Source organism: Pseudonocardia sp. D17 (assembly GCF_036984265.1).
Classification (GTDB): domain Bacteria; phylum Actinomycetota; class Actinomycetes; order Mycobacteriales; family Pseudonocardiaceae; genus Pseudonocardia; species Pseudonocardia benzenivorans.
The window spans coordinates 73,272-90,878 of record NZ_BPRG01000008.1 but is presented as its reverse complement, the minus strand read 5'-3'; the positions used below and the strand labels follow the sequence as shown (position 1 = coordinate 90,878).

Genomic DNA, 17,607 nt, shown 5'->3' with positions numbered 1-17,607 from the left:
CGACCTACCGCGCCCGGCCGAGCAGCGCGAGGTTGTAGTACTGGGCGCCGGACCCGGCGCCCGCGGCGATCGCGACCTCGGCCCCCGCCACCTGCCGGTCGCCGCACTGTCCGCGCAGCTGGCGCACGGCCTCGGCGAGCTTGAGCGTCGGTGCGCCCCAACCGATGTGGCTGAACGCGAGCAGCCCCCCGTCGGTGCAGGTGGGGAGCTTGCCGTCGAGGCCGATCCCGGTGGCGAGGGCGAAGTCGGTGCCCTCGCCGGGGCCGCAGAACCCCAGCGCCTCGAACTGCCGGGCCACCTCGAGGGAGTTGACGTCGTAGAGCTGCGCGGTGTCGACGTCCGACGGCCCGATGCCCGCCTGCGCGAACGCCTTGCGCGCCGCGACCGCCCCGATGTCCCAGACCTGCTCGTAGCGGGCGGGGTCGACGTACTGCTGGCGCATCCACTCCATGCCCGCGCCGAGTAGCACGACCGGCGGGTGCGGCAGGTCGCGGGCCCGTTCCAGCGTCGTCACCACGACGGCGGCACCGCCCTCGGACGCCAGGCACAGGTCGAGCAACGTGAACGGGTCGACGACGGGCGGCGCGTCGAGGACGTCCTGGGCGGTGTAGGGGCCCCGCCCGGCCATGACGGCGTCGGGGTTGGCCGATCCGACGGTGCGGATCGTGGCCGCGATCTCGGCCATCCCCTGCCGCGCATGCGGATACCGCGCGAGGTGACGCTGCGCCACCAGCGCGAAGTGCGCCGCGGTGAACGCCCCGAACGGCTCGACGAACTCGTTGCCGGGCTGGGTGTACGCGGCGACGCGGCCCCCGCCCAGCACCCCCGCCTGCCCGCCCGTGATCAGCACCGTCGTCGCCTGGCCGGTCAGGATCGCGCCGGCGGCGTCGACCAGCGCGGGGATGCCCTGCGGATAGGAGTCGCCGATCCAGCCGAGCGGGATGCCGAGCAGTGTCGACCAGTCGGCCGAGCCGGGCGCGAGGACCGTTCCGCCGGGGCCGGGCCAGCGCGCGGCGATGCCGTCGACATCGGTGTGGGCCAGCCCGGCGTCGGCCAGCGCGAGCTTGGCCGCGTCGAGGGCGACCTGCAGCGAGTTGCGGTCGGACCGCTTGAGCTGCGAGGTGACCCCGACCCCGACGATCGCGATCTCGTCGAGCCTCATGACGTGACCCCGTCCTCGGTGAACGCGGGCAGGACCCGGCCGTCGCGCTCGGTCCAGGTGACGCGGACCGGGGCGTCGATCGCGGGCAGCCTGCCATCCGGACCGCCGACCAGCTCGGCGAGCATGCTCCAGCCCTCGTCGAGGTCGACGATCCCCAGCCGGAACGGCACCACGAACCCCGGGCTCGGCGGCTTGTGGACGACCGTCGCGCTGTAGACGCGGCCGCGGCCGGTGCTGGGCTCGTAGGCCCAGTTCTCCGACAGGCAGCCGGGGCAGGCGATCTGCGGGGTGAAGAAGCTGCGCCCGCAGTCGCGGCAGACCGGGCGGACCAGCTCACGACGGCCGGCCGCCGCCCAGAAGGCGTCGGTCAGCCCGGCGGCCGGACCGGTCAGCGCGGCGTCGACACCCACACCCTCACTCCCCGCCGACGAGCAGCCGGTGCGCGGCCTCCTTGACCGTCATCCCGACCGCGACGCCCCGCGCCGCGGCGGCCTCGTTGTGCGCGCTGATCAGCCCCTGGGAGTAGCCGAGGAACGCGTCGCCGATCGGGGCCGTGGTGCCGTCGATACAGGCCCCGGCCAGCCCCGCCTCGTCGGCGGTGACGAGCCCGGAGATGCCGGAGCGGTTCTTGCTCATGCCCCCGTCGTGGCAGATGAAGCCCCACGGCTTGGCCTCGAGGAGGAATTTGGCGCCGCTGCGCCCGGTGTGCCCGGCGGTGACGAGGACGCTGGTGTTCTCGTCCTCGGGGTAGGCCCACACGATCGAGTCGGTGACGACGACGCGCCGCCCGCTGGGGTGGGTCTCGGCGATCTCGCGGCGGACCTTGTTGCCGACCTCGACGTCGGTCGGGTCGTTGAGCAGCAGGATCTCGGCGGCCTCGGACACGGGCATGCCGGGCTTGACGCCACAGGTCTCGGCCACGTAGTTGACGTGCTTGACGACGCCGTTGCGGTACAGGTCCTCGCCGTTGCCCATCTCGGCGGTCAGCCCGTCGGCGGTGGCGGCGGCGATGCCGAGCGCCTCCAGGTACCAGAGCCCCGCGATCCCGGCCCCGTCCTTGCCGACGCACGCGTCGTGCCCGATCACGCCGCGCGGGCGGTGGATCGCCATCATCCGCGCGGGCAGGACGCCGACGTAGGACGCCGGGACGACGACGTCCTTCCCCGTGTTGCGGGCATCGACGTAGCGGGCGGAGTCCATCGTGCAGATGCGCCTGCCATCGCGTTCGACCACGATCTCCTGCGGGTGGTCCTGCTCCCGCTCCAGCAGCGTCTTGCCATCCATGCGCGATCCTGACGTCGTCGTCGGTACCGGGTGACGGTACGAATCTCTGGATATGATTAACAGGTGGCACGATCCTATCCGGCAATGCGGCGCATCGCCAGAGAGCGTCGGCCGCCGGACGGGGAGACCAGGGCCACACCCGCGGCCGGGCCCGTGACGAGACGGCGCCGCGACCCGGGAGGCGGGTGGCGGCGCCGTGCGGCCGGTCTCGGGGGACGGCTCAGGTCCCGTACATCTCCCAGCTGAGGACCTCGTCCATCTGCCGCTGGTAGTGGCGCTCGAAGTAGGCGAGCGTGTCGTCCATGTGCTTGCGCATGGCGAGCTCGGCCTTCTCGCCCTCGCCGGACTCGATGCCGACGCAGACCTCGTCGTGGGCCTGCCAGACGAGCTTGCGGAACCGGCGCGGGTAGTCGACGCCGAGGACCGTGCCGTCGGTGATCCAGTGCAGCGAGTTGATGCAGTAGCCGAACAGCGGGTTCTCCGAGCCCCACGCCACGAGGTCGTGGAAGCGGCGGTTCTCGTCGAGGAACGCGTCGCGGTCGTCGAGGCTCGAGCCCATCCGGTCGACCGAGGCCCGCAGGTCGGCGAGCAGGCCCGCGTCGCCGCGCTCGGCGCACAGCCGCGCGGTCAGCGGCTCGAGCAGCTGACGGGTCTCGATCACCGCCCGGAACGGGGTGTCGGCGAACTGCATGAGCAGCGCGAGCGTGCTGGCCAGGTGCCGCGAGTCCGGCGAGGTGATGACGGGCCCGCCGCCGGGACCCGGCCGGATGGTCAGCACGCCCTGCAGCTCCAGCACCCGCAGCGCCTCGCGCAGCGTGTTGCGACCGACGTTGTAGGTCTCGAGCATCTCCCGCTCGGGCGGCAGGTGGCTGCCCGGCTGCAGGTTGCGGTCCTTGATCTCCTTGACGATGCGCTGCGCGATCACGGTGGCCCGCTTGGGAGGCATGCCGGACGGCACCGAACGCGGCGTCACGTCCCTGCGCGCGACGGACATGCGACCCCCTACGGCGAACACCGGGCCGGCAGCTGACCACCGGCGATTTCGTGACGATCATACTCAGCAAAACACCCGCACCGACCTTGTGGCCCCGGGCGGTCCGGCAGACGCTACCTGGCACCTCGCCGGCCACTCGGTCCCCGGCCGCGCACCCACCCGGCGCCGTCGGGTGACCACGTATCCCGCAGGTCGTCGACGACGGCGGCGCGCACCTCAGCCGTCGAGCACGTCGCGCGAGTCGATGACCCCCTGCGCCGCCGGGAGCCAGCTCGCGACGCCCGCGAGCGGCATCGCGACGAGCGTCGCCTCGACGAGCTGTTCCTCGGTGGCTCCCGCGCGCCGGGCGCCGCGGGCGTGGATGGCGACGAAGCGCGGCTGGTACTCGGCGGCGTTGACCGCGCAGAGCAGCAGCTCCATGTCGCGCGGCGGCAGCGGGGTCTCTCCCAGCGACGACTCGCGCATCAGGAAGTAGCCCTCCAGCCCCGCCCCGACGCGGTCGCCGAGCAGCTCGACGTAGTCGGGCACGAAGCCGAAGTAGCGTTCGAAGTAGGCGTAGGCACCGGGCACGTCGGCGGTGAAGCCGTCGGTGGCGCCGGCGTCCGCGGGCGCCCCGTCGGCCGGCCCGTAGGCCGCGTCGGTCGCGGCGACGAACAGCCCGTGCGGGACGACACCGCGCGAGATCAGCAACCCGACGGACGCGCCCTCGACGTGCTCGCGCGCGACACCGGCCTTGGCCGCGGCGGCGAGGAAGTGGTCGACGAGCGGGGCGTCGCGCTTGACCGCGCAGATCGCGGCGGCGAAGACGTACTTCAGTCCGGCGGGCAGCTCGCCGTCGGTGGTGATCACGTCGGCGACGCGGGCGAGGCCCTCGACGAACTTCGGCGTCGACACCTCCAGCCGCGGGAGCCATGCCGGCTCCGGGATCAGCTCGGCGGTCCGCCGACCGCCCGACGTCGTGACCGTGTCCGCCATGTGACCAGCTCCCCGTCGAGTCATGATCCGTCGACGCTGCCGACATCGGCGCCCCGGGCGACCATCGGACCGGGGCCGCTGTCGAACAGCTCTGCAATAAAGTATCATAGTATTCATGGACTCCCCCGAGATGTGGTTCGGCCTCGGCCCGGCGGAGCGCGCGCTGCAGGAGGAGGCACGCGCGGTCGCCGCGTCGGTAGCCGACATCGCCGCCGAGGCCGACGCGATGAGCGAGATCCATCCCGGCATCCGCGAGGCGTTGCGGGCCAGCGGGCTGTCCGCGCTCATGGTCCCCGCCGCATACGGCGGCCGCGCCGAGAGCGTCGATCCGCTGGCCGTCTGCCTGGTCCGCGAGGTGTTCATGCGCGCCTCGTCGCACCTGGACTCGATGTTCGCGCTGCAGGGCATCGGCAGCTACGCGATCACCGTGGGCGGCACCGACGAGCAGCGTGCGCAGTGGCTGCCGCGGGTCGCGTCGCTGGAGGTGCTCGCCGCGCTCGCGCTGACCGAGGAGCAGGCCGGGTCCGACCTCAAGAACGTCGCGACGACCGTCGTGGAGAAGGACGGTGGGCTCCTGCTGCGCGGCGCCAAGTCGTTCATCTCCAACGCCGGCGCCGCCGACTTCTACGTCACGCTCGTCACCGAGGACGCGGGGCTGTCGCTGGTGCTCGTCCCGGCCGACGCCCCCGGCGTCTCGGTCGCCCCGAGTCCCGAGCTGATCGCCCCGCACGTGCTGGGCGAGGTCACGTTCGACGACGTCGCGCTCCCGCCGGAGGCCAGGCTCGGTGCCCCCGGCAAGGCGATGCGGCTGGTCCTGTCCACCCTCGCGGTGTTCCGTGTGTCGGTCGCCGGGGCCGCGTGTGGGCTCGCCGCCGGCGCTCTCACCGAGGCCGCCCGGCACGCGCGCACCCGCGAGCAGTTCGGGCGCCCGCTGCTCAAGCACGGGCCCGTCGCGCAGCTGCTCGCGGACTCGTGGAACGACGTCGAGATGGCGCGCCTGCTCACCTACCAGGCCGCCGCGGCGGCGCGGTCCGACGCGGCGGCCGCGCTCAACCGCTCGTCGATGGCCAAGGTCGCCGCGACCGAGGCGGCGAGCCGCGTCGTCGACCGGTGCGTGCAGGTCATGGGCCGCTGGGGGCTGATCGCGAACAGCCCGATCGAGCGCTACTACCGGCAGGCCCGCCCGATGCGCGTGTACGAGGGCGCGTCGGAGGTCCTCAAGCTCGGGATCGCGAAGACGCTCTGCGACGAGGTCTGACCCTCCTCGTGGGCGGCGATGGTCGCCGGGGCGACCATCGCCGCCCACGGGGTCAGCGGCCGGTCCAGCGCGGCGCCCGCTTCTCGACGAACGCGCGCGCTCCCTCCTTGGCGTCCTCCGACGTCCGGACCGTTGCGAGCAGCGGCTCCTGGCGGGTGAACAGCTCGTCGTGCGGCCACAGGGCCGACTCCGTCATCACGGCCTTCGACGCCCGTACCGCCAGCGGGGCGTTCCCCGCGATCTCGGCGGCGAGCTCGCGGGCGGCCGCCAGCGCACCGCCGTCGGCGACGACACGGCTGACCAGGCCCAGCTCGGCGCAGCGGGCCGCGGTCAACGGGCGACCGGTCAGCACGGCCTCGTTCGCGAGGTTGCGCGGCACGAGCCGCGGCAGCCGCAGCACCCCGCCGCCCGCGGCGACGAGCCCGCGCTTGACCTCGGGCAGCCCGAACGTCGCGCCCTCCCCCGCCACGACCAGGTCGCAGGCGAGCGCGATCTCGAACCCGCCGCCCAGCGCGGGGCCCTCGACCGCGGCGACGATCGGCTTCTCCGGCGGCCTGCCGACGATCCCGAACCCGCCGCGCCGCTCGTCGACGGGCCGCTCGCCCGTGGCCGAGTACGCGGCGAGGTCCATGCCCGCCGAGAAGAAGCCCGACGACCCGGTCAGCACGCCGACCCGCAGCTCCGGGTCGGAGTCGAGCTCGTCGAGCGCCGCGCTGATCAGCCGGGCCGTCGCGAGGTCGACGGCGTTGCGCCGCCGGGGCCGGTCGATCGTCAGCACCAGCACCGGCCCGTCGCGCTCGACGAGCAGCCCCGGCGCGGTCGGCGTGGGAGCGGCTCCGTTCGGGTGCACGCCGGTCATCTGGGCGCCATCCGGATGCCGCCGTCGAGGCGGATGGTCTCGCCGTTGATCATCGGGTTCTCCAGGATGTGCGTCGCGAGGGCGCCGAACTCGTCGGGGACCCCGAGCCGGCTGGGGTGCGGCACCATCTTGCCGAGCGAGTCGCGCACCTCCTGGGGAAGGCGCCCGAGCAGCGGCGTGTCGAAGATGCCGGGCGCGATCGTCGCCACCCGGATCTGCTTGGACGCGAGGTCGCGGGCCGCGACGATCGTCATGCCGACGATGCCCGCCTTCGACGACGCGTACGGGATCTGGCCGATCTGGCCCTCCCACGCCGCGACCGACGCCGTCAGCACGATCGCGCCGCGCTCGCCGTCGACGGGCTCGGTCGTGGCGATCCGCGCGGCGGCGAGTCGCAGCACGTTGAACGAGCCGATCAGGTTGAGCTCGATGATCGCGGAGTAGTCCGCGAGCGATCCGGGGCTGCCGTCGCGCTGGAGGACGCGCATCGCGTGCCCGCGCCCCGCGCAGTGCACGACGGCGCGCAACGGCCCGAGCTCCTCGGCGGCGTCGAGCGCGGGAGCCACGCCCTCCTCGGTCCGCACGTCACCGGGGACGAAACGGGCCTGGTCCCCGAGCTCCGCCGCGGCGGCGGCACCCCCCGAGGACTCCAGGTCGAGCAGCACGACGCTCGCGCCCGCCTTCACCAGCCGCCGCGCGGTGGCCAGCCCCAGCCCGGAGGCGCCGCCCGTGACGAGCGCCGAGATGCCTGCGATGTCCACGTGATTCCTCCGGTCAGACCGTCTCGAGCAGCATCGCGTTGGCCATGCCACCCGCCTCGCACATCGTCTGCAGGCCCAGCCCGCCGCCGCGCGCCTCCAGCGCCCCGAGCAACGTCGTCGCCACCCGGGCGCCCGACGCCCCGAGCGGATGGCCCAGCGCGATCGCACCGCCGCGGACGTTGAGCCGGTCGGGGTCGGCGTCGAACGCCGCCTGCCACGCCAGGGGAACCGACGCGAACGCCTCGTTGACCTCGTACAGGTCGACGTCGGCGATCGTCAGCCCGGCGCGGTCGAGCAGGCGCCGCGTGGCGGGGATCGGCGCGGTCAGCATCTCGACGGGGTCGTCGCCGCAGACGGCGAAGCCGCGGAACCGGGCCCGCGGGGTGAGCCCCAGCTCGGCCGCGGCGCGCCCGCTCGCCAGCAGCATCGCCGAGGCCCCGTCGGTGATCTGCGAGGAGTTGCCCGCCGTGATCGACCAGCGGATCTCGGGGAACCGCGCCGCCGTGGCGTCGTCGGCGAAGGCGGGGGCCAGCGTGGCCAGCTTCGCCGGCGTGGTGCCGCGGCGGATGGACTCGTCGGCGGTGACGGCGCCGCCGTCGGGCAGCGGGATCGGCACGATCTCGCGGTCGAACCCGCCGGAGTCGGCCGCGGCGGCGGCCCGCGCGTGCGAGCGGGCGGCGTAGTCGTCGAGCTGCTCGCGGGAGAGCTTCCAGCGCGCGGCGACCAGCTCGGCCGACACGCCCTGCGCGACGAGTCCCGGCGCGTAGCGGGCGGTCACGGAGGGACCGTACGGGTCGGCGCCCAGCCGCGCGGATCCCATCGGCACCCGGCTCATCGACTCCACCCCGGCGACGACGACGAGGTCGTAGGCGCCCGCCAGGATCCCCTGCGCGGCGAAGTGCACGGCCTGCTGGCTCGACCCGCACTTGCGCTCCACCGTCACCGACGGCACGTGCTCGGGGAACCCGGCCGCGAGCCACGCCATGCGCCCGACGTTGCCGGACTGCTCGCCGGCCTGGCTCACACAACCGGTGACGACGTCGTCGATCCGGCCCGGGTCGGCCCCGGTCCGCTCCAGCAGTGCCGCGACCGTCGCCGCCAGCAGGTCGACGGCGTGCACGCCCGACAGCGCGCCACCGGGTTTGCCCCTGCCCATCGGCGAGCGCACGGCGTCGATCACGAACGGCTCGTCCATGCGTTCCCCCTCTCGTCGGTTCGGTGTGTGTCGCGGGGCCCGGCCGCGGCGCGGGTGCGCCCGTCCGCCTCGCCCCGCGCCGTCAGTCCGCGGCGCCCGCGTAGGCCTGCATCAGTCGTTCGTGGGAGGTGAACTCCGACGCCGGGCCCGACGCCTTCACCTCGCCGTTGCTCAGCACGTAGACGTAGGAGCAGTGCTCCAGCGCGACGCTGGGGTTCTGCTCGACGATCACCGCCGGCACGTCGGCGAAGAGCCGGTCGAACCGCCCGTACAGCTCCTTGATCAGGATGGGCGCCAGGCCGAGCGACATCTCGTCGATGAGCACGATCCGCGGCCGCTGCACGACGGCCCGCCCGATCGCGAGCATCTGCTGCTCGCCACCGGAGAGGAACCCCGCGCGCACCCCGAAGCGGTCGCGCAGCCGCGGGAAGGCGTCGAGCACCCGGGCGACGTCGTCGTCGACGTCGCGCCCGCCGCGGGAGTAGGCCGCGGCGCGCAGGTTCTCCTCGACGGTGAAGTCGGGGAACACGCGGCGGCCCTGCGGGACATGGGCGACACCACGCTTGACGATCTCGTCGGGCCGCCGCCCGGTCAGCGCGGCGCCGCCGAGCGTGATCGTCCCGGAACGCACCCCGACCAGGCCGGACACCGCGCGCAGCACCGTCGTCTTGCCGGCGCCGTTGGGGCCGAGGATCGCGACCTTCTGACCGGGGCGGACCTCGATGTCGATGCCGTGCAGCACTGTCGAGCGCCCGTACCCCGCGGTGACGCCCCTCAGGGACAGGCCGCCGCTCTCGTCAGCCGCCAAGGTAGGCCTCCACGAAGTCGTCCTGGCGCCGCACGACGTCGGGTACGTCGTCGGCGATGACCCGGCCGAAGTTCAGCGCGACGACCCGGTCTGCCACCCGCATGACGAGCTCGATGTTGTGCTCGACGAGCACGACGGTGGCCCCGACGTGACGGCTGTGCACCAGCACCCGGCCGACGAGGTCGTCGCCCTCGTCGGGGGTGAGGCCCGCGGCGGGCTCGTCGAGCAGCAGCAGCCGCGGCCGGGCGACGACGGCCCGCGCCACGTCGACGCGCTTCTGCACGCCGTAGGCGAGATTCTCCACCCGCTCGTCGACGAGGTCGGCGAGGCCCAGCAGCTCGGCGGTCTCCAGCGCGTTCTGCCGCAGCAGCCGCTCGCCGCGCACGTACGCCGGCATCCGGAACAGCTGCCCGACCGGGCCGTAGCCCGCGACCGCGTGCTGCCCGATCAGCAGGTGCTCGAGCACCGTCATGCCCTCGTGCAGGCTGAGGTTCTGGAAGGTCCGCCCGACGCCGAGTGCGCGCCGCTGCGCGGGACGGCGCGGAGCGAGCAGGTGCTCCCCCACCCGGATCTCCCCGCCGGTCACCGGGACGAACCCGGACACCGCGTTGAGCAGCGTCGTCTTGCCCGCTCCGTTGGGCCCGACCAGCCCGACGACCGTGCCCGGCGCGACGTCGAGGGTCACGCCGTCGACGGCCGTCACCCCGCCGAACTCGACCCGCACGTCCCGGACGGTCAGCCCGACGCCGCCGCGCTCCGCCGCGGCGGCCGGCGCCGGCTCGGCGGCGACGCTCCTCGCGAGCTCGGCCTCGACGAGCGTCGCGGTGGGTTCCAGCTCGACCGGGCCCGGTGGCGGGGCCGAGCGGCGCGGGCCGAACCGCCGCCACAGCGCGGCGATCCCGCCGGCGAAACCCTCGGGGAAGAAGATCATCACGATGACGAAGACCGCGCCGTAGATGACGTAGCGGAACTCGCCCGCCGTCCGCAGCATCTCCGGCAGGCCCTCGACGAAGATCGCCCCGAGCGCGGCGCCCCACAGGTAGCGCTGGCCGCCGATGATCGCGATGACCAGCGTGACGATCGAGAGTTCGAGGGAGAAGTCCGACGGGGAGACGTAGTTGACCGCGTGCGCGTAGAGCACGCCGGCGCAACCGACCATCGCCCCCGAGACGCCGAACGCGCCGACCTTCTGCCAGCCCAGCGAGATGCCCAGGCTCGACGCGGCGAGCGGGCTCGTGCGCACCGCGTTCCACGCCCGGCCCTGCCTGCCGCGCAACAGGTTGCGGGCGAACAGCAGCGCGATGCCCATGACCACGAGCGCGATGTAGAGCAGTCCGAGCGGGGTGTAGACGGCGCCGAAGAGCTTCGGTGGGCTCACCTGGGTCCCCGCACCGCCGCCGGTGAGGTCGGTCCACTCGAAGAAGATCTGCTGGGCGACGATGCAGAGCGCCAGCGTCGCGATCGCCAGGTAGAGGCTGCCGATCCGCAGCGACGGCAGGCCGATGACGACCCCGATCAGCGCGCCGACCACGATCGCCGCGACGAACTCGCCCTCCATCCCGAACGTCGTGTGCCGCGACACCGCGATCCCGGCGTAGACACCGGCCCCGAGCAGGGCCGCGTGCCCGACCGACGGCTGGCCCGCCGCACCGAACAGGAGGGTGTGGCTGGCGCCGATGATCGTGAAGATCACGACGACCGTCACGACGTAGGCCTGGTACCCGGTGAGCGAGCCGGACAGCGCGAGGACGACGAGGATCGCGAGCAGCGCGACGAGCACGTCACGGCCGGGCAGCCTGCGCAGCAACGCGATCGGCGAGCGGCCACCGGGCCGGGTCGCCGCCTCCTGCCGCGTGTCGGGGGCGCTCATGCCCGGGTCGCCGACAGTCGGCCGAACAGTCCGGCGGGCCGGATCATCAGCACCACCAGGATGATCAGCACCGGCAGGGCGATCGTGACCGCCCGCGGGGCGTAGGCGATCGAGAGCGCCTCCAGCACCCCGAGCACGAACCCGCCCGCGACGGCGCCCGGCAGGCTCGACAGCCCGCCGAGGACGGCCGCGGTGAACGCGGAGATGAACGTGCCCTGCAGGAAGCCGACCGACAGCACCGAGACCGACGCGACCATGATCGCGGCGATCAGCCCGAGCAGGCTGGAGATGATCCACGTCCAGCGCGAGACGGTCCTGGCGGGGACGCCCATGAGCGTCGCCGCCTGCGGGTCCTGCGCATAGGCACGCATGCCGACCCCGAGGTTGGTGTAGCGCAGCACGAGCGCGAGGACGACCGCCCCGGCGACCGCGACACCGAGGATGACCAGCCGGGCGAGGTCGACGTTGACCCCGGCGACGTTCAGCCCGCCGCTGGGCAGCGGCGCGTTGATGTTCTGCACACCCGAGCCGAAGAAGATCTGCGTCGCGTTGTTGAGGACGATGTCCAGTCCCATCGTCGCGAGCACGAGCCGGAAGAGGTCGCCCGAGCCCAGCGGCCGGACGATGCCGCGCTCGACGGCCCAGCCCAGCACGACCGCCCCCGCCGCGGCGACGGCGAGGCCCGCACCCCAGCCGAGCCCGAGCACGGTGCCGACCTGGAAGAACAGGAAGGCGCAGAAGGCGCCCATCGACGCCGTGGCGAAGTTCACCGTGTCCATCGTCTTGAAGATCAGCGCGATCGACAGGGCGAGCAGGGCGTAGACACTGCCCGTCATCAGCCCGTTGACGATCGCCTGCAGCAGCGTGCTCACCGCGACCCCCGGCGAGCCCACCCGGGGCTGACGCATCGGGTCATCGTCGACCTCCCGTCCTCCGGCGACGAGACACGCCGCCCGATTCGGCTGATAACGATATACATGGATTGGGCGCGACGAAAGCCCGGCCCGGCATCTTGCGCAGGCCACTCGGGCGCTCCTAGTCTACGTCTACTATTAACATAGATTCCTGGCCTGAGGCGGCAGCGACGCCGCCGGGGAGGGACGACCGATGCGTCGTGCACGTCGAGTTCTGGGTGTGGCCGTCGCGGCCGTTGCAGCGACCGTGATCGCAGGGTGTGGCGGGGCCACGGTGGCCTCGTCCGACTCGGGGGGCGGTGGTGGCGGCGCCGACGCGCCGGGCATCACGGCCGACACCATCACCCTGGGGATGGTGACGCCGATGACGGGCCCGTTCGCGGCACTGGGAGTCGACGGCCAGGCCGGCGCGGACGCGCTCATCCAGACCGTCAATGCGGCGGGCGGCATCAACGGCCGCAAGCTCGCGCTCTCGGTCCAGGACGACCAGTACGACCCGAAGCAGGCCGTCGCCGGGGCGCGCTACTTCGCCACGCAGCAGCCGGTGCTGGGGATCTGGGGCAACAACGGCACGGCGACGACCCTCGCCGGGATGCCGACCCTGCAGGCCGCGGGCGTGCCGCTGCTGTTCCCGATGGCGCTGAGCACGCAGCTGGCCACCTACGACCGGTCGTTCGCCTCGATGCTGCCGCTGTCGTCGCAGTTCGAGCTGCTGTCGAACTACGCCGCCGGGCAGCCGGAACTGGCGGCCGGGAAGTGGGGCATCCTCTACCAGAACGACGGCACGTCGTCGGAGGTCGCCGAGGGCTTCAAGAAGGGCAAGACGGTACTGACCGACAACGTCAGCTTCGAGCGCAGCGCCACGACCTACGCCCCGCAGCTGCAGAAGCTGCAGGCCGACGGCGTCAGCGACCTCGTCTTCATCGGCAACGTCAACCAGATCTCGGTGGCGCTCAAGGAGGCCGACCAGGTCGGCTACAAGCCCACCTGGTACAGCTCGCTGGGCAACACGAGCCCGGACCTCGCCAAGCTCGTCGGCCCGCTCGCCGAGGGCGTCATCACCGTGAACCCGTACGCCCCGCCGCAGAGCGACCTGCCGGGCACCAACGAGTTCCGCGCGGCGATGGACAAGTACGAGCCCGGGAAGTCGCAGAGCATGTACGCGCTCAACAGCTGGGTCGGCGGTAAGATCATCGTCGACGCGCTGCAGCGGGCGGGCAAGGACCTCACCCGTGACTCGTTCCTCGCCGCGCTGCAGCAGACGAAGGACCTGCAGGTGGGCGGCATCATGCCGCCGATCACGCTGACCGCGCAGGACCGCACCGCGAGCACCTGCATCGTGCTGGCGAAGGTCACCCAGGGCGTGTTCCGCGCCGAGGGCGATCCCACGTGCCAGTGACGGTAGGTCACCGCGGCATGCGCCGTGCCGTCGTCGTCGGGGCCGGCCTCGCCGGCCTCGCGACGGCGGTCGCCGCCGCCGACCGCGGCGTCGCGGTGACCGTGCTGGAGAAGGGCGACCTCGCGGGTGGCGCGGCGTCCTTCTCCGGCGGCCAGGTGTGGGTCGCGGCCAACCATCTCGAAGCGGCGCAAGGCATCCAGGACGACCTCGGCGACGCCGAGCGCTACGTCAGGGCCGTCGGCGCCTCGCACCCGGAACTGATCGACGACGCCGCCCTGCACCGCTGGCTCACCGAGGCCCCGCGGGCCGCGCGGTACTTCGAGGACGCCGGCGCGGTGACCTGGGAGATCATCCCGGACTACCCCGACTACTACCAGGACGCGCCCGGGTCGCGCCCCACCGGCCGCTACCTCACCGCCGCCTACGACGCCCGCAGGCTGGGCCCGTGGCGCGAGCGGCTGCGGGTCTCGCCGCACTTCCCGGTGGGCACCACCTACGCCGAGATCCTCGGCGCGGGCCTGCGGGCGTCGGCGTTCGGCGCCGCCCGCGAGGCCGACGATCTGTCCCGCGAGGACCGCCTCACCTTCGGCACCGGCGTCGTCGCCGGGTTCCTCGCCGCGGCCGTCGAGCGCGGCGTCGACATCCTGCTCGAGCACGCGGCGGTGGAGCTCTGCGTCGACGACGGTCACGTCACCGGTGTCGTCGCGCAGAACCCGGACGGGGCGCGGCGCATCCTCGACGGCGACGTCGTCATCGCGACCAGCGGCTACGACTGGGACGACGAGCTCGCCCACGACTTCCTCGGCCTCAAGCCCGCCGACCGCGGCAGCGTCGCGCCCCGCACGCTGACCGGTGACGGCATCCGGCTGGCCCGGCAGGCCGGCGGCGCCGTCGTCGAGATCCCGGCGAACCGGGTGCCGGTCCAGGTGGGCTACCCGGTCGACGGCTACCCCGGGTTCCAGGTCGCGCGGGAGCACTCGTTGCCGCACACGTTCGTCGTCGACCGGTCGGGACGGCGGTTCTGCGACGACGCGGTGTACTGGGAGATCGTCAAGAAGACGCTGCAGCCGGGCAGCCCGCACCTGCCCTGCTTCATGATCTGGGACTCCCGCCACCACCGGCGCTACGGGCTCGGCCCCACCCCACCCGGCGGCACCTACCCGCCGGAGGTGGTGTCGTCGGCGCCGACGCTGCGGGAGCTGGGCACCGTGCTGGGCATCGACGGCGAGGCCCTCGCCGCCACCGCCGCCCGGTTCAGCGCCGACGTCGCGAGCGGCCACGACCTCGAGTTCGGCCGCGGCACCAACACGACGTGGCAGCGCTTCCAGGGCGATCCCACGCAGCAGCCGCACCCCAACCTCGGCGCGGTCGACGAGCCGCCGTTCTTCGGGATGCGGCTGACGATGGTCAGCACCGGGATCGGGCTCACCGGCATCGCCGTCGACCCCGACGGCCAGGTCCTCACCGCCGACGGCGCACCCGTCGCCGGCCTGCACGCGGCGGGCGCCGCGGCGGCGTTCACGTCGTCGGGCACCGCCTACAACAGCGGCTTCTCGCTCAGCCGCGCGATCACGCTGGGGCTGTTGGTGGCCGAGCGGCTGTGAGTAGCTCCCGATAGGGAGGCCGCCGCGCGCCGGAACCCGGTGAGCGGCGATGGTCGCCATGGCGACCATCGCCGCTCACGGGGACTCGCGGTCGGCGGTCGCGGCGTCGACACCCGTCTCGCGCAGCTCCAGCTTGCGGACCTTGCCCGACGGGGTCATCGGCAGGGCGTCGGCGATGCGGACGTAGCGCGGGACGGCGAAGGCGGGCAGCCGCGGTTCGCACCACTCCCAGATGTCCGCCGCGGTCAGCGGCACGCCCGCCTCCGGGACGACGACGAGCAGCAGCTCGTCCTCACCCGCCTCGGCGTCGGCCGGGACGCCGACGACCGCGCAGTCCAGGACGCCCGGGTGGGCGAGGACCGGCTGCTCGACCTCGAAGGAGCTGATGTTCTCCCCGCGCCGGCGCAACGCGTCCTTGAGCCGGTCGACGAAGTAGTACCAGCCCTCGGCGTCGCGGCGCAGCCCGTCGCCGGTGTGGAACCACAGGTTGCGCTGGGCCTCGACGGTGCGCTCGGGCATGCCGTAGTAGCCCGTCGTCATCGTGAACGGCAGGTGGGCACGCACGACCAGCTCGCCGACCTCCCCGACGGGCACCTCCTCGTCGGTCTCCGGGTCGACCAGCCGCACGTCGAAGTACTCGTCGACGAGCAGGCCGGCCGCGCCCGGCGGGCGCTCCTCGCCGTAGGGGGTGAGGATCGGCATCGCGATCTCGGTGAGCCCGAAGTTCTCGACGAACGCCTCGATCCCGAAGCGCGCCTTGAAGTCCGCGGCGATCGACGTGGCGAGCGGGACGGCGTAGAGGCAGCGCAGCGGGTTGTCGGCGTCGTCGGGACGGCGGGGCTGCTTGTACACCCAGTCCATCATCACGCCGATGAAGTTCGTGACGGTCACGCCGGACTCGCGCAGCTGGTCGACCCAGCGTGAGGCGCTGAAGCGCTGCTGCAGCACGAACCGGGCGCCGACGATCATCGCCGGATAGCACGCGAGGAACTGCGCGTTGCCGTGGAAGAGCGGGCCGACGGCCATGTGGGCGTCGGCGTCGGTGAGCCGGCAGAGCGAGACGCACTCGTCGGCGAAGAAGTGGAAGTGGGCGTGCGGCATCATCACGCCCTTGGACAGGCCGGTCGTGCCGCTGGTGAACAGGATCGCCGCCAGGTCGGAGGCGGCGACGTCGGGAAGCGACCCCGGGCGGTCGGCACCGGTGAGGGCCGCGAAGGGGTGTGCCTCCCAGCCGGCGGCGCGCAGTGCCGCGATCGCCGCGTCGGCGGCTCCGGTGACGTAGAAGGTCTTGATGGCGCGAGCGGCGTCGAGCGTCAGGAAGTGGTCGACGAACTCGGGGTCGACCACCGCCGCGCGCGGCGCCACGGTGCGCACCTGGTGTTCCAGGAACGTGCCGCGGTACGCGGTGTTGATCGGGACCTCGACGAGCCCGGCCACCGAGGCACCGAGCCACGCGAGCAGGTACTCGACGCTGTTGGCCCCCATGATCAGGACCCGGTCGCCCTGCGTGCAGCCCTCCGCGAGCAGCGCCCCGCCGACGCGTTCGGCCGCGTCGAGCGTCTCGGCGTAGGTCAGCTGCGTGCCCTGGAACGGGACGTCGAGGAAGACGGCATCGGCGTGGGTCGCGGCCCGGTGGCGCAGCACCGCGGGCAGCGTCCAGGTCGCGCGGTCGGGGAAGGTCGGGCGCAGGTCGCGGTAGGTCCTCATCGCGGGTCCCGGAACCGCGGCGCCCGCTTCTCCATGAAGGCGGCCGCGCCCTCGCGCATGTCGTCGGACCCGATGGCCTGCACCAGCATCCCGAGCCCGGAGACGTAGCTGTCACGACAGGCGTTCCACCACACGTTCGAGCTGATCTTCGCGATCTCCAGGTAGCGCGGCGAGAGGGCGAGCAGCTCGTCGGCCCAGCGGGTCACCTCCGCCTCCAGGTCGTCGTCGTCGACGACGGCGTTGAGCCACCCCAGCTGCAGGGCCTGCTCGGCGGTGTAGCGCCGGCACATCATCGAGATCTCCTTGGCCCGCTTCTCCCCCACCGAGATCGCGAGCAGGTTCGTCCCGCCCAGCACCGGCGCGCTGCCGACGCGCGGACCGGTCTGGCCGAGCTTGGCGCTGCGCGCGGCGATCGCGAGGTCGCAGGCCACGACGAGCTCGTTGCCGCCGCCCGCCGCGGCGCCGTTGACGGCGGCGATCACCGGCCGCGGCGAGGTGCGGATGACGTCGAACAATTCGAGCGAGGCGAAGAACATGCCCCGCAGCTCCTCGGGATCGGGATCGGCGAGGTTGGCCAGGTAGCCGCCCGCACAGAAGGCGCGACCGGTCCCGGTCAGCACGATCACCCCCGCGTCGGCCGCGCCACGCACCGCGTCGGTGAGCGCCCGGCCCATCGCCGCGTCGTAGGCGTTCATCCGGTCCGGCCTGTTGAGCCGGACCCACGCCACGTCGCCGCGCCGCTCGACCGTCACATCCTCGGAATCCTCCGCCATACAATGATTACTATCACCCTGGATTCGACCGGACAACGAAAGCG

16 protein-coding genes are annotated in these 17,607 nt (G+C 73.1%); 3 read left to right on the top strand and 13 right to left on the bottom strand.

From position 1 onward, the window contains the following. Window positions 1-4 precede the first annotated feature (4 nt). From PSD17_RS01345 to PSD17_RS01325, 5 genes are all read right to left on the bottom strand, one after another. Window positions 5-1,162, bottom strand: coding sequence for a thiolase family protein (locus PSD17_RS01345; protein WP_339121024.1), 1,158 nt, complete (start codon window positions 1,160-1,162; stop codon window positions 5-7). Further along, entirely contained in the window at window positions 1,159-1,572 is a 414-nt protein-coding gene (locus PSD17_RS01340) for a Zn-ribbon domain-containing OB-fold protein (protein ID WP_234027831.1), read from the bottom strand. Before PSD17_RS01340 ends, PSD17_RS01345 begins: the two co-directional genes overlap by 4 nt. Window positions 1,573-1,576: 4 nt before the next feature. Next, window positions 1,577-2,446: a hypothetical protein gene (locus tag PSD17_RS01335; RefSeq protein WP_013674705.1), complete on the bottom strand. Its 870-nt coding sequence runs from the start codon at window positions 2,444-2,446 to the stop codon at window positions 1,577-1,579. Between the two features lie 220 nt (window positions 2,447-2,666). Further along, the gene (locus PSD17_RS01330) at window positions 2,667-3,392 is read right to left on the bottom strand and encodes a FadR/GntR family transcriptional regulator (RefSeq protein WP_041761117.1); all 726 of its coding nucleotides are present in this window, start codon (window positions 3,390-3,392) and stop codon (window positions 2,667-2,669) included. A 264-nt stretch (window positions 3,393-3,656) separates the two neighbouring features. Next, entirely contained in the window at window positions 3,657-4,415 is a 759-nt protein-coding gene (locus PSD17_RS01325) for a carboxymuconolactone decarboxylase family protein (RefSeq protein ID WP_103380633.1), read from the bottom strand. 115 nt (window positions 4,416-4,530) lie between these two features. On the opposite strand from PSD17_RS01325, the gene PSD17_RS01320 reads away from it, so the two are divergent. Next, a complete protein-coding gene (locus tag PSD17_RS01320; RefSeq protein ID WP_339121023.1) occupies window positions 4,531-5,673 on the top strand; it encodes an acyl-CoA dehydrogenase family protein in 1,143 nt (380 codons plus the stop codon). Between the two features lie 52 nt (window positions 5,674-5,725). Here PSD17_RS01320 and PSD17_RS01315 read toward each other — a convergent pair whose 3' ends face one another. The 6 genes from PSD17_RS01315 to PSD17_RS01290 form a co-directional block, all read right to left on the bottom strand. After that, the gene (locus PSD17_RS01315; protein WP_339121022.1) at window positions 5,726-6,532 is read right to left on the bottom strand and encodes a crotonase/enoyl-CoA hydratase family protein; all 807 of its coding nucleotides are present in this window, start codon (window positions 6,530-6,532) and stop codon (window positions 5,726-5,728) included. After that, on the bottom strand, window positions 6,529-7,293 hold the full coding sequence (locus PSD17_RS01310) for an SDR family NAD(P)-dependent oxidoreductase (protein WP_013674700.1): 765 nt from the start codon (window positions 7,291-7,293) through the stop codon (window positions 6,529-6,531). Before PSD17_RS01310 ends, PSD17_RS01315 begins: the two co-directional genes overlap by 4 nt. Window positions 7,294-7,306: 13 nt before the next feature. Continuing rightward, complete coding sequence (locus PSD17_RS01305) at window positions 7,307-8,488, bottom strand: thiolase family protein (protein ID WP_339121021.1); 1,182 nt, start codon at window positions 8,486-8,488, stop codon at window positions 7,307-7,309. A gap of 82 nt (window positions 8,489-8,570) precedes the next feature. After that, entirely contained in the window at window positions 8,571-9,296 is a 726-nt protein-coding gene (locus PSD17_RS01300; RefSeq protein WP_013674698.1) for an ABC transporter ATP-binding protein, read from the bottom strand. Then, window positions 9,286-11,166 carry a branched-chain amino acid ABC transporter ATP-binding protein/permease gene (locus tag PSD17_RS01295; protein ID WP_339121020.1) on the bottom strand — a complete coding sequence of 627 codons (1,881 nt, stop codon included), beginning with the start codon at window positions 11,164-11,166 and terminating at the stop codon, window positions 9,286-9,288. The genes PSD17_RS01300 and PSD17_RS01295 overlap by 11 nt, the downstream gene beginning before the upstream one ends. Beyond that, window positions 11,163-12,074, bottom strand: coding sequence for a branched-chain amino acid ABC transporter permease (locus PSD17_RS01290; protein WP_103380630.1), 912 nt, complete (start codon window positions 12,072-12,074; stop codon window positions 11,163-11,165). Before PSD17_RS01290 ends, PSD17_RS01295 begins: the two co-directional genes overlap by 4 nt. 280 nt (window positions 12,075-12,354) lie before the next feature. Here PSD17_RS01290 and PSD17_RS01285 point away from each other — a divergent pair, with 280 nt between their 5' ends. Further along, window positions 12,355-13,479, top strand: a complete 1,125-nt coding sequence (locus PSD17_RS01285) for an ABC transporter substrate-binding protein (RefSeq protein ID WP_158511309.1) — start codon at window positions 12,355-12,357, stop codon at window positions 13,477-13,479. A gap of 17 nt (window positions 13,480-13,496) precedes the next feature. Beyond that, on the top strand, window positions 13,497-15,083 hold the full coding sequence (locus tag PSD17_RS01280; protein WP_339121019.1) for an FAD-dependent oxidoreductase: 1,587 nt from the start codon (window positions 13,497-13,499) through the stop codon (window positions 15,081-15,083). A 75-nt stretch (window positions 15,084-15,158) separates the two neighbouring features. Here the strand turns inward: PSD17_RS01280 and PSD17_RS01275 are convergent, their stop codons facing one another. Next, window positions 15,159-16,790 (bottom strand): AMP-binding protein, encoded by a 1,632-nt coding sequence (locus tag PSD17_RS01275; protein WP_339121018.1) that lies wholly within the window; start codon window positions 16,788-16,790, stop codon window positions 15,159-15,161. Beyond that, a complete protein-coding gene (locus tag PSD17_RS01270; RefSeq protein WP_049803388.1) occupies window positions 16,787-17,563 on the bottom strand; it encodes an enoyl-CoA hydratase/isomerase family protein in 777 nt (258 codons plus the stop codon). Before PSD17_RS01270 ends, PSD17_RS01275 begins: the two co-directional genes overlap by 4 nt. Window positions 17,564-17,607: the final 44 nt, after the last annotated feature.

What these genes read in the sequence shown, in the direction of transcription:
- PSD17_RS01320 (WP_339121023.1), top strand. Translation starts at nt 4,531, where the DNA reads ATGGACTCCCCCGAGATGTGGTTCGGCCTCGGCCCGGCGGAGCGCGCG.
- PSD17_RS01315 (WP_339121022.1), bottom strand. Translation starts at nt 6,532, where the DNA reads ATGACCGGCGTGCACCCGAACGGAGCCGCTCCCACGCCGACCGCGCCG.
- PSD17_RS01295 (WP_339121020.1), bottom strand. Translation starts at nt 11,166, where the DNA reads ATGAGCGCCCCCGACACGCGGCAGGAGGCGGCGACCCGGCCCGGTGGC.
- PSD17_RS01345 (WP_339121024.1), bottom strand. Translation starts at nt 1,162, where the DNA reads ATGAGGCTCGACGAGATCGCGATCGTCGGGGTCGGGGTCACCTCGCAG.
- PSD17_RS01305 (WP_339121021.1), bottom strand. Translation starts at nt 8,488, where the DNA reads ATGGACGAGCCGTTCGTGATCGACGCCGTGCGCTCGCCGATGGGCAGG.
- PSD17_RS01280 (WP_339121019.1), top strand. Translation starts at nt 13,497, where the DNA reads ATGCGCCGTGCCGTCGTCGTCGGGGCCGGCCTCGCCGGCCTCGCGACG.
- PSD17_RS01275 (WP_339121018.1), bottom strand. Translation starts at nt 16,790, where the DNA reads ATGAGGACCTACCGCGACCTGCGCCCGACCTTCCCCGACCGCGCGACC.
- PSD17_RS01335 (WP_013674705.1), bottom strand. Translation starts at nt 2,446, where the DNA reads ATGGATGGCAAGACGCTGCTGGAGCGGGAGCAGGACCACCCGCAGGAG.
- PSD17_RS01330 (WP_041761117.1), bottom strand. Translation starts at nt 3,392, where the DNA reads ATGCCTCCCAAGCGGGCCACCGTGATCGCGCAGCGCATCGTCAAGGAG.
- PSD17_RS01290 (WP_103380630.1), bottom strand. Translation starts at nt 12,074, where the DNA reads ATGCGTCAGCCCCGGGTGGGCTCGCCGGGGGTCGCGGTGAGCACGCTG.
- PSD17_RS01325 (WP_103380633.1), bottom strand. Translation starts at nt 4,415, where the DNA reads ATGGCGGACACGGTCACGACGTCGGGCGGTCGGCGGACCGCCGAGCTG.
- PSD17_RS01270 (WP_049803388.1), bottom strand. Translation starts at nt 17,563, where the DNA reads ATGGCGGAGGATTCCGAGGATGTGACGGTCGAGCGGCGCGGCGACGTG.